The following is a 12,909-nucleotide window of genomic DNA, read 5'->3' on the forward strand; positions in this document are numbered from 1 at the left end:
AGGCTTATATGAATCAATCGTTAGGACTATTAGAAGTAAAAGGCTTGTTAGGCGCAGTTACCATGTCCGATGTAATGGTAAAAGCATCTAATGTGCACGTAGTAAATATTGACAAAGCTAATGGTTTTGGTTGGTTTACTGTGAAAGTAGTAGGCGATGTGGGAGCTGTGCAATCAGCTGTTGAAGCAGGCGCTATGGTGGCAAAAGAGATGGGTTGTTTTGTAAGCTCTAAAGTGATTCCAAGAGTATCGCAAACTGTTATCGATGTCTTCTTACAAGAAGAACCGGCAGCTGTGAAAGAAGAACCTATAGCAGAACCTGTGGTGGAAACTGTGGTGGAAACTGTCGGGGCAGAGCCGGAAAAAACAGTACAAGAAACAGATACAGTAATGGCTGAAGCCATTGCTGAACTGACAAATATTGTGATTGGTGAAGAATCTACACCATCAACAACAGAAGTAGCACCGAAAGCTACAGGTGCTAAAAAATCAGCTAAAACGACTAAAGCTAAAAAGAAAAGTAGTTCTAAAAAATAAGGAGGTTTATCATGAATAACGCATTAGGTATGGTAGAAACAAAAGGTTTAGTAGCAGCTATTGAAGCAGCAGATGCAATGGTGAAAGCATCCAATGTAGAATTAACTGGCTATGAAAAAATTGGTTCTGGTTTAGTAACTGTGATGGTTCGTGGTGATGTTGGTGCTGTTAAAGCAGCCGTAGAGGCGGGTGCAGTAGCAGCTGGTAACGTAGGCCAAGTTGTATCTACTCACGTAATTCCTCGCCCACATCACGATGTAGAAACATTGTTGACTAAATAGTAGAATAGCCTTTAGTAAGGAGGATGGACATGGATATTTATGATTCAGTCCGAAATATTATTGCAAACATAGAGCGCGTGCCATCCACTACACAAGAGGGAATTGCCCCCATTGGACGAGCAGCACAGTGGTCTAGATATACAGGAATTACCGTTGAATCTGTGGTAGATACTGTCGTTGAAGCTTGCGAACAAGAGGCGAAACGATTGGGAATTCCTGTTGTGATTGCTATTGTGGATGCGAGCGGATCGTTAGTGTATCAACGGCGTATGGAACGAGCTCTTGGTGTAAGCATAGAACTAGCCCCTAATAAGGCCTATACAGCAGTAGCTTTTCGGTGCGGAACAGAAAAGTTAGGAGCCGTAGTGCAGCCAGGGACTCCTCTTTATGGTATTGAGACGATGGTCAAAAGACCCATAGTCTTATTTGGCGGTGGTGAGCCACTAATGTTAGAGAATCATCTAATCGGTGGTCTAGGTATTAGTGGCGGCACTGTAAAAGAAGATGTGCTCATAGTGAATGCAGGGCTACGAGCTTTTCAGTCATATATACAAGGGGCGTAATCATGGAATCATGGTCATTTAAAACGCAAATTTTTACAGGACAAACAGAACACTCTGCCAATGGTACTAAAACAGATGCTTTAGAAAGACTTCGCTTATTAGAAGGAGAACGTATTTTTATCATCTGTGACCCATTTTTAGAAGGAACACCAGCATTACAGACAGTGATTGACTTGGTGAATACAAGCAATACCTATGTTGTATATTCTAATGTAGTACCAGATCCACCTATTGATTCCATTGTCAAAGGGGTAGAGGTATTACAGAAAGAAAAAGCCACAGTACTGATCGTCATTGGCGGAGGATCTGCCATTGATACAGCGAAAGGTATTAACTATTTCTGTAAAACAATTTATGGCATCTGCGTTAAAAAATTTATTGCCATACCAACAACTAGCGGAACTGGATCTGAAGTGACATCCTTTGCTGTTATTACAGATACTAAAACAGGTATAAAGTATCCGTTGGCAGATGACAGCTTATTGCCAGATGAAGCGATTTTAACAACATTCTTTGTGAAATCGGCACCGCCAAAAGTAACCGCTTATAGCGGCATGGATGTACTTGTACATGCCATGGAAGCCTTGGTGGCTACAGAGGCCAATCATTTTACCGATGCATTAGCTGAAAAAGCAATAGAATTAGTTATTAAGAATTTACCAACATGTGTAGAGCGTGGAACTGACGAAGTAGCACGAGCAGCGATGCATGAAGCATCCTGCATGGCAGGGCTAGCTTTCAATCAAGCTGGTCTAGGCATTACCCATGCCTTAGCACATCAATTGGGCGGTCAATTCCATGTGCCGCATGGATTAGCCAATGCGATGCTATTGCCCTATGTCATTATGTATAATGCAGCCAACTCTAATGAGGCTAAATTAAAATACATTTCGATTGCACAAAAACTCTCCTTAACCACCGAATCTGATGATGAAAGTGCACAAATTGCTGCTTTAGTACGATGTGCACAATCTTTAGCACGTCGAGTGGGTTGCATTATAACAATGAAAGAGTTTGGTATTGATGAAGTTTCCTTTAAGGATTCCTTTCCTACATTAGTGCAACAGGCTATGGTGGATCGTACCTACCCAGGGAATCCATACGCGGCCACAAAAGAAGATTTAACACGTATATTAACATGTATTATATGAGGTAACACATATGGATGCTACACAAGTGTATGTTAGTGAATTTATCGGAACAGCTATTTTAATGGCTTTCGGTAGTAGTTGTAACGCTGGATTATTACTTAAAAATACAATCACAAGCGCTATTAAAACAAACTGGATTGGATTGATGTTTGGTTGGGGATTTGCAGTTACATTTGCAGTCTATGTGGCCGTTCACTTAGGTGGCGTAGGACACTTGAACCCAGCATTAACGATTGCTTTTGCAGCAGGTGGATTATTCCCTCCTGAGTTAGTATTGGGAGCCGTTATCGCTCAATTATTAGGTGGCTTTGTAGGCGCAGGCATTACGATGCTACATTACTATCCTCACTTCAAGATTACTGGTCCAGATGAAGGAAACTGTGTAGGTATTTTTGCTACAGGTCCAGCTTGTGATGAACGAGCTTGGAACTTACTATCTGAAGTGATTGCTACTTTCTTATTCATCTTTTGTGTACTTTTCTTGGGACCTATGGCCGATGGTTTAGCACCACTTATTATTGGTTTCCTTGTAGCAAGCATCGGTTTCTCTTTTGGTGGAACTACAGGCTTTGCATTGAATCCTGCTCGTGACTTTACTCCACGTTTGGCCTATGCGATTTTACCACTTCCTAACAAAGGAACTGCGAATATGGGTTATGCTTGGGTACCAATTGTAGGACCAACGATTGGGGCACTATTAGCAGTGGGCGCATTTAACTGGCTACATGTAGCTTTACATTTATAATTGGAAAGGAGGTTATATCCTATGCTAGATAAACAACGTATTATTCAAGAGTCAGTACCAGGAAAACAAGTCACATTAGCTCATGTATTAGCGAATCCAAAAAGGGACTTATACAGTAAATTAGGTCTAGATAGCGAAGGTCGTAGTGCTGTAGGTATTTTGACGATTACCCCAGGGGAAGCGGCTATCATTGCAGGAGATATGGCCTCTAAAGCAGCCAATGTACATATCGAATTTATCGATCGATTTTCAGGGGCTGTGTTAATATCAGGAGATGTTTCAAGCGTAGAGGTATCACTCTCTAGTGTATTACAGGGATTCTCGGAATTGCTACAGTTTAGCGTAGTTCCTCTTACAAGGAGCTAACCGTGGATACCTTGCGTAGTACTTTGTGGGTTGGTAGCACCTATAGTCATGTGGAAACTGTGGTACAATGTCTTTTAGGCGGAAAGAAGACGTTGCCACGGCCAATGGCGGTGTATCGTGAAGGCAATTGTGTGCTAACTCCCGGAGAGTACATTGAAAATCCGTGGTATTTTTCTGCTCTTTTAGTGTCATCCTACGATGTGGATACCGTGGTACTGGGCTACCGCTTAGGGGAACCATTCAATCCCTATCCGCCAGCTACGGCAGGAGCTTTTAATCGTAATGTAGTAGGCGTTGTGGTTACGAATGATGCATTAGATGTGTCTCAGATTGGTGAAAGTGTTCGCCTACTACGACTAGCGGGGGCTAATGACATCTGTGTCGTAATGGAGTCGGAAGAGGACATAACAGAACAAAATTTAATACAAGATATACCAATGGTGACCTATGGATACGAGGCTCTTAGAGAAATGCTATCTGTAAAGGAATAACGATCACCATAGTGAGTGGATAGAAAAGCACCTTCCTTTGTGGCGGTGCTTTTTTGTTACACTATGATAGTTATTAAATAAAATTTATTTTACTATCAAATGAAACCTATAGTATGATAAACTAAAAGTATATTCTTTCACGCAATGAATGTGTATGAGCAATTGTATAGTCAAATCCTTTACTTAAAAAGGTAACAGACTGTGTTCTACAATGGGCATGTGGACACAAGCGGTTAGTAGCTAAGTGCTACAGTTAGGAGGCAGTAATGATGAAAGGGAAGGCATTACGTATTGTGGTGAGTACGATATGAAACATTCTATATTACTCATTACGTCTATGACGAAGCATTGGCAATGGGCTAAAGAAATAGAACAGAAGTATACAGATGAGACTATGTCCTTGGGCATAGTTTTTCTATCATCTGAAAATATAGAGTTAGAAGATGTTCAGAGGGCGATTGATGGTACGGATATAGTACTATTTACTCATGTAGGCAGTACGTTAGATACTCCTTTGGTAAAAGGGATTCACAAATATATTACACAGAAACAAGTTCCTTATGTATTACTATTCCATGATTCAGCGTCGGATATACAGCGATATGGTATTGCAGATGAGGACATTGATCAAATTAAGGCTTATTTGCACCAAGGTGGAAGAGAAAACTTTTATGGACTGTGCCAATATATGCTATCCTTACAAGGTTATACAGGGCCAGTAGAACCGGTGAAAGAACTACCATACCAAGGTATTTTAGGCAGACAAGGGGAAGTGTATCCATCCTATGAGGAATATCGTAAGGACTATGATCATGGCGGTCCAGTGGTAGGTATTTTCTTTTATCGAGATGAATGGGTGCAAGGTCAATTAGACTATCCCTATGCACTGTATGATCGTGCATTAGAACAAGGGTTATCGCCGGTATTAGTATTTGGTCAATACAGCAGTAAATCTGGTGGACAATTACGGTGGTACGATTGTTGGCACACGTTGTTTGATCATCAAGTGAAAGAGACAATATCTCTCATCATTAATACATGCAAGTTCTCCATCATTGGCTTGCAGGGGGCGAGTCGTCATGAACTGACAGATTTAGGAATCCCTATCTTGCAGGGCTTTGTTACCTATACTACTCTTGAAAGCTGGAAAACACGTTCACAAGGGTTAGAGCCTATGGATATATCCTTTTCCTTGTCATTGCCGGAAATAGATGGCATTTTAAATGGTCATATTGTAGGGACCAGAACGTATTCAGAGGAAAGAGGCTACTATTTTAAACCATATCCTGAGGGCATTCAAAAGTTAGTAGACCAAGCCAAACGATGGATTGCATTGCAACAGAAACATAGGTCAGAAGTAAAGATTGCTCTATTCCTTCATAATTATCCTCCTAAAAATTCACATATTGGCAATGCCTGTGGGCTAGACACGCCAGAATCTGTACTACGGTTGTTGCAAGAATTACAACAGAACGGATATACAGTAGACGGTATCCCTCAAACGAGTGAAGATCTAATGATGATACTGACCAAACATGCTACGAATGATGTAGATTGCTTGACCGATTCAGCCGTAGAGAAAGCTCCAAAACTACCGAAAGAAGTGTATAGGACGTGGTTTTCAAAGCTAGATAGTGCTACCCAAGAATCACTACTACAACATTGGGGACAGCCCATAGGGGAGATATTTGTAGAAGAGGATGAGCTCATTATTCCCGGTGTGGCCTTTGGCAATGTGTGGGTATTAGTACAACCGCCACGTGGATTTAGTGATAATCCAGATGCTTTGTACCATTCGCCGGACATTCCGCCTACGCATCACTATGAGGGAGTATATCATTGGGTGCGTACTGTATTTCAAGCCGATGTGGCGATTCATATGGGAACCCATGGTAACTTAGAATGGTTGCCCGGTAAGGGAACGGCTTTAAGTTCCTATTGTTACCCTCAGTTAGGTATCGAAGATATACCTAATCTCTATCCGTACTGGACAACTATCGTTGGTGAAGGCATCCAAGCAAAACGGCGTAGCCATGCTGTTTTACTTAGCTATTTATCGCCACCTATGAAGCGGTCCGGCTTATATGGTGACTATGAAACGCTAGAACGGTATTTGGACGAATATGACTATATGAAAGCCCAGGAAACAAACCAAGAGCATGTGGTGCTAGGGTATATCTTATCTTCTGTGAAAGATTGTCATCTGGAACGCTTGTGCGAACCCTTCGACTGGTATCAAGAGAGCGGTCAGGCATACTTTGTGGCAGATAGATCTGTCAGTGAAGAAGAGTGGCGCGCCTTAGCTGACTCCATTCATGCAGACGAGGCAGAAGAACTGTTAGGGGATGTTCATAACTATTTGATGGATATCCAAAATCGTCATATTCGTTGTGGCTTGCATATTTTAGGACAAAATCCAACCACAGAGGAAGAGGAGGGGTATATAGATGCTTTCATAGACATGTATGGTGTGCCAGACGATGCACAGAAGGAAACGCTGTGTGAGACCTACCTCGCAGGGTTGCGCCAAACCACAGAAGAAATGTGCCAATTGTTACGAGGTTTAGAAGGAAACTATATCCCGCCTAATATTGGAGGTGCTGTTACTAATGGTGGTATCGATGTGCTACCGATGGGGCGCAATTTTTATGGCGTCGATGAACGGACCTTGCCGACCGTTCCTGCCTATGCCATCGGTTGTGAACTAGGCGATGCGTTGCTCAATGAATATATTCGAGAAGAACAGCGATATCCAGAGGAAATTGGTATTGTCTTGTGGGCAGACAACACGCAACGCACTCATGGACAATGTATTGGTGAAGTATTCTATTTATTGGGTGTACGACCAGTTTATACAGGTAGTCGTGTGTCCGATTTGGAAGTCATACCTCTCGAGGAATTAGGGCGACCACGTATCGATGTAACAAGCCGTATTAGTGGACTATTCCGAGATATGATGCCTTCCGGTGTCATGTGGATTGCAAAAGCGGTGCAAATGGTAAACGCTCTTGATGAAGATCATAGTGTGAATTACGTAAAAAAACATATAGACTTGGATACAGCTGCATTAGTAGAAGACGGTATGGACTATGAAGAAGCTATCAAAGCAGCTACAATTCGTGTCTTTGGCGATGCACCAGGTGCCTATGGGGCAGGAGTGAATCAAATTCTAGAACAAAGCAACTGGTCTACTCGTGAAGATTTAGCCAATGCCTATGTCACCTGGGGTGGCTATGGATATGATGAGCAAGGGGAAATTATTCCAAGCCATCAACAGTTTCGCAAGCGATTAGGTTCCATTGAAGTGACCGTGAAAAATGAAGATAATCGTGAAGTTAGTTTGTTGAGTGCAGATGATTTCAATGCCTATCATGGGGGTATGATTGCGGCTGTGGAGGCGGTGAAAGGTATTAAGCCGAAATCATTTATAGGAGATACCACGTATCGTAAAGATATTTTGGTGCGTTCCTTAGAAGATGAAATTCAGCGTCAGTTCCGTAGTGAACCAATGAACCCTATTTTTATAGAGGGCATGATGAAACACGGCTACAAGGGGGCAGCGGATATGGCTTCCTATGTACAACATACCTATGAATGGGACGCCACTAGTGATATGATTCAAGATTGGATGTATGATGCCTATACAGACGAGTATGTCATGAATCAGGACGTACAGGACTGGATGCGCCAAGTCAATCCTTGGGCATTAGGGGCCATTTGTACTACTTTATTAGAAGCAGAACAACGAGGACTTTGGAAGGCCAGTGCGGAACGTATAGAAGGATTGCGCGATGTGGCAATGTCCTTGGAAGATGATCTAGAGGGGTATTATGATGAAACGTAAGGAGACTAACATGAGTACTATATATCCTTTTACAGCCTTAGTAGGACAAGATCAAATGAAATTGGCCTTACTCCTCAATGCGGTAGACCCACGGGTAGGTGGTGTATTGATACAGGGTGATAAGGGAACGGCAAAATCGACGGCGGTACGAAGCTTAGCCAAGGTGCTGCCGATGCATCGTGATGGCACACCGATGAAAGTGGTTGACCTTCCATTGCATTGCACGGAAGACAGATTGGTGGGAACCTTGGATATTGAGCGGATGCTGCAAGAGGGGAAGCAAAAGTTTTCTCCAGGCATTTTATTTGAGGCTCACGAAAATATTCTCTATGTGGATGAAGTCAATTTACTAGAGGACTACTTAGTGGATACATTGCTAGATGTGGCGGCGATGGGTGTGAATCGGGTTGAACGTGAGGGCATTAGCCATAGTCATCCATCACGATTTATTTTGGTGGGCACCATGAACCCCGAAGAGGGGGCTATTCGTCCGCAATTGTTGGATCGCTTTGGTCTATCGGTGACTGTGAAAGCAGAAACAGATGTAGCATTGCGGATGGAAGTATTGCGTCGTCGATTGGCTTTTGAAGATACTCCACAAGCATTTATTGAGTCCTACAGGAAGGACGATGAAGCGTTGCGTAAAACCATTGAAACAGCGCGTAAAGCGTTGCCTACCATTGGGGTAGATGCAAATCTATTAGAATTGATTGCCAATATATCTATTACCCTAGGCGTAGAGGGACATCGTTCAGATATTACCTTGCTCAATAGTAGCCGTGCTTTGGCGGCCTTACAGGGGGAGCCCCATGTGACCATGGATCATCTGAAACAGTTGACACCGCTTGTGGTATCTCATCGGATGAAGCGGAAACCTTTTGAGCAACGTGAATTTGATGAAACTATGTTAGAGAATCTATGGGCCACCTATGAAGGGATACAGAAGTAGTAGAATCATCAAAGATTTTGTTAAAGGAGGTGAATGGTATGAGTGTACAACTGAATACAGGCATTCACCTCTTTTTGCAAGAACCTTTGTTGCGGACATTACTGATTTCAGGTGAAGTGGGAACGGGAAAAACGTATGCTCTGTTACAAGCATTGCTTGATAGGGGCCGAACCTATACGACGATTACATCCCACACAGATGTGAGTGCTATGCAGGAAGCAGTGGATATACAAAGGACCTTAGAAACAGCTCAAATTGTAAAACAAGCACATCCTTGGGACGTGTATGACTTGCTTATCTGCGAAGGATTGGATCACTTTGACCGGTCCATGTGGTTACGGATTCTTTACGAGCAAAATCGTCGGTACGAAGCGAGAAGACCGCTACAAATCATTGGGACCTATACGGGAGCAGAAGGGCTTTCAAAATGGGTCTATGATATGGATTTGTGGATACCCATAGAATCCCCAGATGTGGATACTAGAGTGCGGATCCTAGCAGATAGAGACCATGCAGATATATATGAGAACGGTACGACTCGTGAAAGTTACCACGGGGAGGGAATATCAGTAGATGTATATGGAACTCATGGAGAAGAGTCGATTTGTTCTAAGGGGAAATTAATGGATGCACCTGGAATCCCAAACGTGCATGATAGCATATATACATATATTTCTAGTCTAGTAGAGAGATTCAACATTTCCTTTATGGGGATGGAATATATTTTACTGAAAGCGGCCATCGGTTTAGCTAGAGAAAAAGGCCATCAATTTGTGGAGCCAGCTGATGTAGAAACAGTACTTCCATGGACATTACCACAGAAAATGAAGAACCTAGTGAACCCTCGGACACAGCAAGAGGGAGAGGCACAGGATTCATCTGGCCGAAGTCCATCCGATAAGACAAGAAGGGAACAAGAGAAAACGAAAGAGGTCAGTTCAAACCGAGAACAAGAGGACAATAGCTCACAAGGTATGGATAGGGAAAAGGACCGTGATGAGACAATAGGGAAGGGGCCTCAGGGGATGATGACAGATAGCGATGAAGCTCATGATGGACAATCAAAAGAGGAAACCACTCTGGAACTAGATCAGACAGAAGCGGAACTTGACACTAGTCATGATGGAACAGAGGAAGAAACAGATACTAACGGACAAGGTCAACGTAAGCCCAATAGCGGTAAGGTAGAGGAGTCCTTTGCAATTTCAGAAGCAGTGGAAACGCAGGTGTTAGATTTATATGGGATGTTGCAATCTGGGCTGGCAAAGAAACACATAGACATCAGTGATGACGGTCGAGGCCCTAAGGTACATCGTCAAGGAACTATGGGGAGAACCATTGCATGGATACCAACGATAGTACAAGGGATTGTACGCAGTCGGAAAGTACCGATTCGGCTAACTATAGAAGATATCAGATATGCTATGTATCAGGAAATACCAAAAGAAGCCATCTATTTAGTAGTTGATACAAGTGGATCTATGGGGCAGAGACAACGATTACAGGGGGCAGAGAAGTTACTTTCGCAATTGGTACAGATGATGTATGTAAAACGACAGTATGTATCGCTTATCACCTTTCAAAAGCATGGGGCGCAATGTGTGGTGCCGCTGACACAGCGAATTGAGACCATCCCCAAAGCATTGGGAGAAGCTCGTATTGGGGGCAGAACGCCCTTTGTAAAAGGTATTGAGGAAGCGGTCAAACAGATAGGCAATGACATGTCTCAAATGGGGCATGTACAGGCAAAGGTCGTAATTATTACAGATGGGAAGGTCACCTCACAAGCACTGCAGGGACTAGACGACATCGGTAGATGGCTTGCGAATCAGGGAATACAAACGACGGTCATCGATACAGATACCAGTTTTGTTCGCATGAACCGCGCCAAAGAAATTGCTCATATGTTAGGGGCAGAACTTATAGATATAAATCAATATATAGTCATTTAGAAGTGACAGAATATATAGGTAAATACATGCGCCATATGCTACAATAGAATATAGAATCCAAGTTTGGTTTGATAAAAGGTAAGGTGTAATTATATATGGAAAAACGACAGGATTATTTGCAAATGATTGCAGGTGAGTCGGTGTCCCGTAGACCAGTTTGGTTTATGCGTCAAGCGGGACGAAGTCAAGCGGCGTATCGCAAGATTAAAGAGCGATATAGCCTATTTGAGATTACTCATCAACCGGAATTATGTGCAAAAGTAACAGCTCTTCCCGTTCATGAGTATGATGTGGATGCGGCTATTTTGTACAAGGATATTATGACGCCTTTGGTGCCTATGGGCGTAGATGTGAACATAAAATCTGGTATAGGGCCAGTGATTTCCAATCCTATTCGGTCCAAAGATGATGTGGAAAAGCTACGGGATATTGTAGTAGAAGAATCATTGGACTTTATGGTGAAAACGATCCAAATGTTGACGAAAGAAATGCTCACAGTTCCCTTAATTGGCTTTGCAGGAGCTCCTTTCACATTGGCTAGCTATATGATTGAAGGTGGCCCTTCTAAGAATTACCAGAAAACTCGTCAATGTTTAGTGGCAACCCCTGAGATTTGGCATGCTTTGATGGAGCGATTGACTACTATGTCCATTACTTATATGGAAGGTCAAATTCAGGCGGGTGTGAATGCAATTCAAATTTTTGATTCATGGATTGGAGCCCTTTCCATGGAACAATATGAATGTGGCGTATTCCCGTATATGAAACATATTATTGGGACTATTAAAGAACGATATCCTCATATTCCTATCACTATGTTCGGCGTAGGTACTAAGCATTTATTCCCAGTGTGGAAAGAATTGCCATTAGATGTAATCGGTTGCGATTGGAGATGCTCCATTGCAGAAGCAAGTGCGATGGGCATCAAGCAAACATTACAAGGGAATTTGGACCCTGCCTATTTATTTGCAGATTGGAAGACAATTCAAGGTGAAATTGATCGTATTTTGGCAGAAGGTGCTGCTCATGGAAAGCATATTTTTAATTTAGGCCACGGTGTTGTGCCAGATGCGAATCCTAAAGTATTGCGAAACATAGTGGAGTATGTACATGACAGAGGATAAAGAGATACAACAAGTTTGTGTATTGGTATTAGATTATGGCTCTCCCCGTTCCTTAGAAGATGTGAAAACATATTATACCCGCATACGGAGAGGTCACGGGCCAAGTGACGAAGAATTACAAGGATTGCGACATAAGTATGAACGCATTGGTGGACAATCTCAGTTAATGGAGTCCACCGCATGGCAAGTAGAGCGGTTAGAAGAAGAGTTACAAAACGAACTACCCTTTGCAAAGGTAACGGTGGTACAAGCACATAAATATATAGAACCACTCATCGGGGATGTAGCGAAGGAATTGGGCCACTATGATACAGTAGTGGTACTTATGATGAATCCTTATGGAACAGACATATTAAATGCATCCTATCTAGAGCCACTGAAACCGTTTATGAATGACCGATGGAAGGTAGTACAACATTGGGCAGATGTACCGACATTAGTGCAATCTTGGACAGAGCGAGTACAGAAGACTATGCGTACATTGCCTATTACGGCAAAACCGCTGTATGTCTTTACTGCCCATAGTGTGCCACTGATGCAAGGAATTTCCTATGATGGATATGTGCATAGCTTACAACGGGTGATGCAATCTATAGCAGATCAATTGGTGTTGCCCAATGCTACCCTAGCTTGGCAAAGTGCAGGCACTCGTGGGGAATGGCTAACACCTACGGTAGAAACGGTAACGGAACAAGCGGGCGCAGAAGGGCATTCCCATGTGGTATATATGCCTATCGGCTTTACTTGCACTCATATGGAAGTATCTTATGATTTAGATGTGGAACGTCGTGAACAATGTGATCACTTAGGTATATCTTATGTGCGAGTGTCTATGCCAGATCGTGACACTCTCTTTGTGAAAGCCATGGCGCATGGTGTATTAACAGCTCTCTTGAAGGAGGGATAA

At 42.7% G+C, this 12,909-nt stretch carries 12 protein-coding genes; all 12 read left to right on the top strand.

Going from position 1 to position 12,909, the window contains the following annotated elements; translation table 11 throughout:
- Positions 1-8: 8 nt before the first annotated feature.
- The 12 genes from EO112_RS04415 (at position 9) to hemH (ending at position 12,909) form a co-directional block, all read left to right on the top strand.
- Positions 9-536, top strand: a complete 528-nt coding sequence (locus tag EO112_RS04415) for a BMC domain-containing protein (protein ID WP_127163120.1) — start codon at positions 9-11, stop codon at positions 534-536.
- 8 nt (positions 537-544) lie between these two features.
- Positions 545-817 (top strand): BMC domain-containing protein, encoded by a 273-nt coding sequence (locus EO112_RS04420; RefSeq protein ID WP_303733696.1) that lies wholly within the window; start codon positions 545-547, stop codon positions 815-817.
- 29 nt (positions 818-846) lie between these two features.
- Positions 847-1,380: a heme-binding protein gene (locus tag EO112_RS04425; RefSeq protein WP_009353670.1), complete on the top strand. Its 534-nt coding sequence runs from the start codon at positions 847-849 to the stop codon at positions 1,378-1,380.
- Between the two features lie 2 nt (positions 1,381-1,382).
- Positions 1,383-2,531, top strand: a complete 1,149-nt coding sequence (locus EO112_RS04430) for a 1-propanol dehydrogenase PduQ (protein WP_009353704.1) — start codon at positions 1,383-1,385, stop codon at positions 2,529-2,531.
- A 10-nt stretch (positions 2,532-2,541) separates the two neighbouring features.
- Complete coding sequence (locus EO112_RS04435) at positions 2,542-3,276, top strand: MIP/aquaporin family protein (protein ID WP_009353708.1); 735 nt, start codon at positions 2,542-2,544, stop codon at positions 3,274-3,276.
- Positions 3,277-3,297: 21 nt separating this feature from the next.
- Positions 3,298-3,642 carry an ethanolamine utilization microcompartment protein EutS gene (gene eutS / locus EO112_RS04440; protein ID WP_009353658.1) on the top strand — a complete coding sequence of 115 codons (345 nt, stop codon included), beginning with the start codon at positions 3,298-3,300 and terminating at the stop codon, positions 3,640-3,642.
- A 2-nt stretch (positions 3,643-3,644) separates the two neighbouring features.
- Positions 3,645-4,133 carry a EutP/PduV family microcompartment system protein gene (locus EO112_RS04445; protein WP_127163122.1) on the top strand — a complete coding sequence of 163 codons (489 nt, stop codon included), beginning with the start codon at positions 3,645-3,647 and terminating at the stop codon, positions 4,131-4,133.
- Between the two features lie 307 nt (positions 4,134-4,440).
- On the top strand, positions 4,441-7,977 hold the full coding sequence (locus tag EO112_RS04450; protein WP_127163124.1) for a cobaltochelatase subunit CobN: 3,537 nt from the start codon (positions 4,441-4,443) through the stop codon (positions 7,975-7,977).
- Positions 7,978-7,987: 10 nt separating this feature from the next.
- Positions 7,988-8,926 carry an ATP-binding protein gene (locus EO112_RS04455; RefSeq protein ID WP_127061214.1) on the top strand — a complete coding sequence of 313 codons (939 nt, stop codon included), beginning with the start codon at positions 7,988-7,990 and terminating at the stop codon, positions 8,924-8,926.
- A gap of 38 nt (positions 8,927-8,964) precedes the next feature.
- Entirely contained in the window at positions 8,965-10,878 is a 1,914-nt protein-coding gene (locus EO112_RS04460) for a VWA domain-containing protein (RefSeq protein WP_127163126.1), read from the top strand.
- 95 nt (positions 10,879-10,973) lie between these two features.
- Positions 10,974-12,002, top strand: a complete 1,029-nt coding sequence (gene hemE / locus EO112_RS04465; RefSeq protein ID WP_127163128.1) for a uroporphyrinogen decarboxylase — start codon at positions 10,974-10,976, stop codon at positions 12,000-12,002.
- Positions 11,989-12,909 (top strand): ferrochelatase, encoded by a 921-nt coding sequence (gene hemH, locus EO112_RS04470; RefSeq protein ID WP_164723944.1) that lies wholly within the window; start codon positions 11,989-11,991, stop codon positions 12,907-12,909. Before hemE ends, hemH begins: the two co-directional genes overlap by 14 nt.

The organism is Veillonella sp. VA141 (genome assembly GCF_003992175.1).
Taxonomy (GTDB): Bacteria; Bacillota; Negativicutes; order Veillonellales; family Veillonellaceae; genus F0422.

What these genes read in the sequence shown, in the direction of transcription:
- EO112_RS04415 (WP_127163120.1), top strand. Translation starts at nt 9, where the DNA reads ATGAATCAATCGTTAGGACTATTAGAAGTAAAAGGCTTGTTAGGCGCA.
- EO112_RS04425 (WP_009353670.1), top strand. Translation starts at nt 847, where the DNA reads ATGGATATTTATGATTCAGTCCGAAATATTATTGCAAACATAGAGCGC.
- EO112_RS04430 (WP_009353704.1), top strand. Translation starts at nt 1,383, where the DNA reads ATGGAATCATGGTCATTTAAAACGCAAATTTTTACAGGACAAACAGAA.
- EO112_RS04435 (WP_009353708.1), top strand. Translation starts at nt 2,542, where the DNA reads ATGGATGCTACACAAGTGTATGTTAGTGAATTTATCGGAACAGCTATT.
- eutS (WP_009353658.1), top strand. Translation starts at nt 3,298, where the DNA reads ATGCTAGATAAACAACGTATTATTCAAGAGTCAGTACCAGGAAAACAA.
- EO112_RS04450 (WP_127163124.1), top strand. Translation starts at nt 4,441, where the DNA reads ATGAAACATTCTATATTACTCATTACGTCTATGACGAAGCATTGGCAA.
- EO112_RS04455 (WP_127061214.1), top strand. Translation starts at nt 7,988, where the DNA reads ATGAGTACTATATATCCTTTTACAGCCTTAGTAGGACAAGATCAAATG.
- EO112_RS04460 (WP_127163126.1), top strand. Translation starts at nt 8,965, where the DNA reads ATGAGTGTACAACTGAATACAGGCATTCACCTCTTTTTGCAAGAACCT.
- hemE (WP_127163128.1), top strand. Translation starts at nt 10,974, where the DNA reads ATGGAAAAACGACAGGATTATTTGCAAATGATTGCAGGTGAGTCGGTG.
- hemH (WP_164723944.1), top strand. Translation starts at nt 11,989, where the DNA reads ATGACAGAGGATAAAGAGATACAACAAGTTTGTGTATTGGTATTAGAT.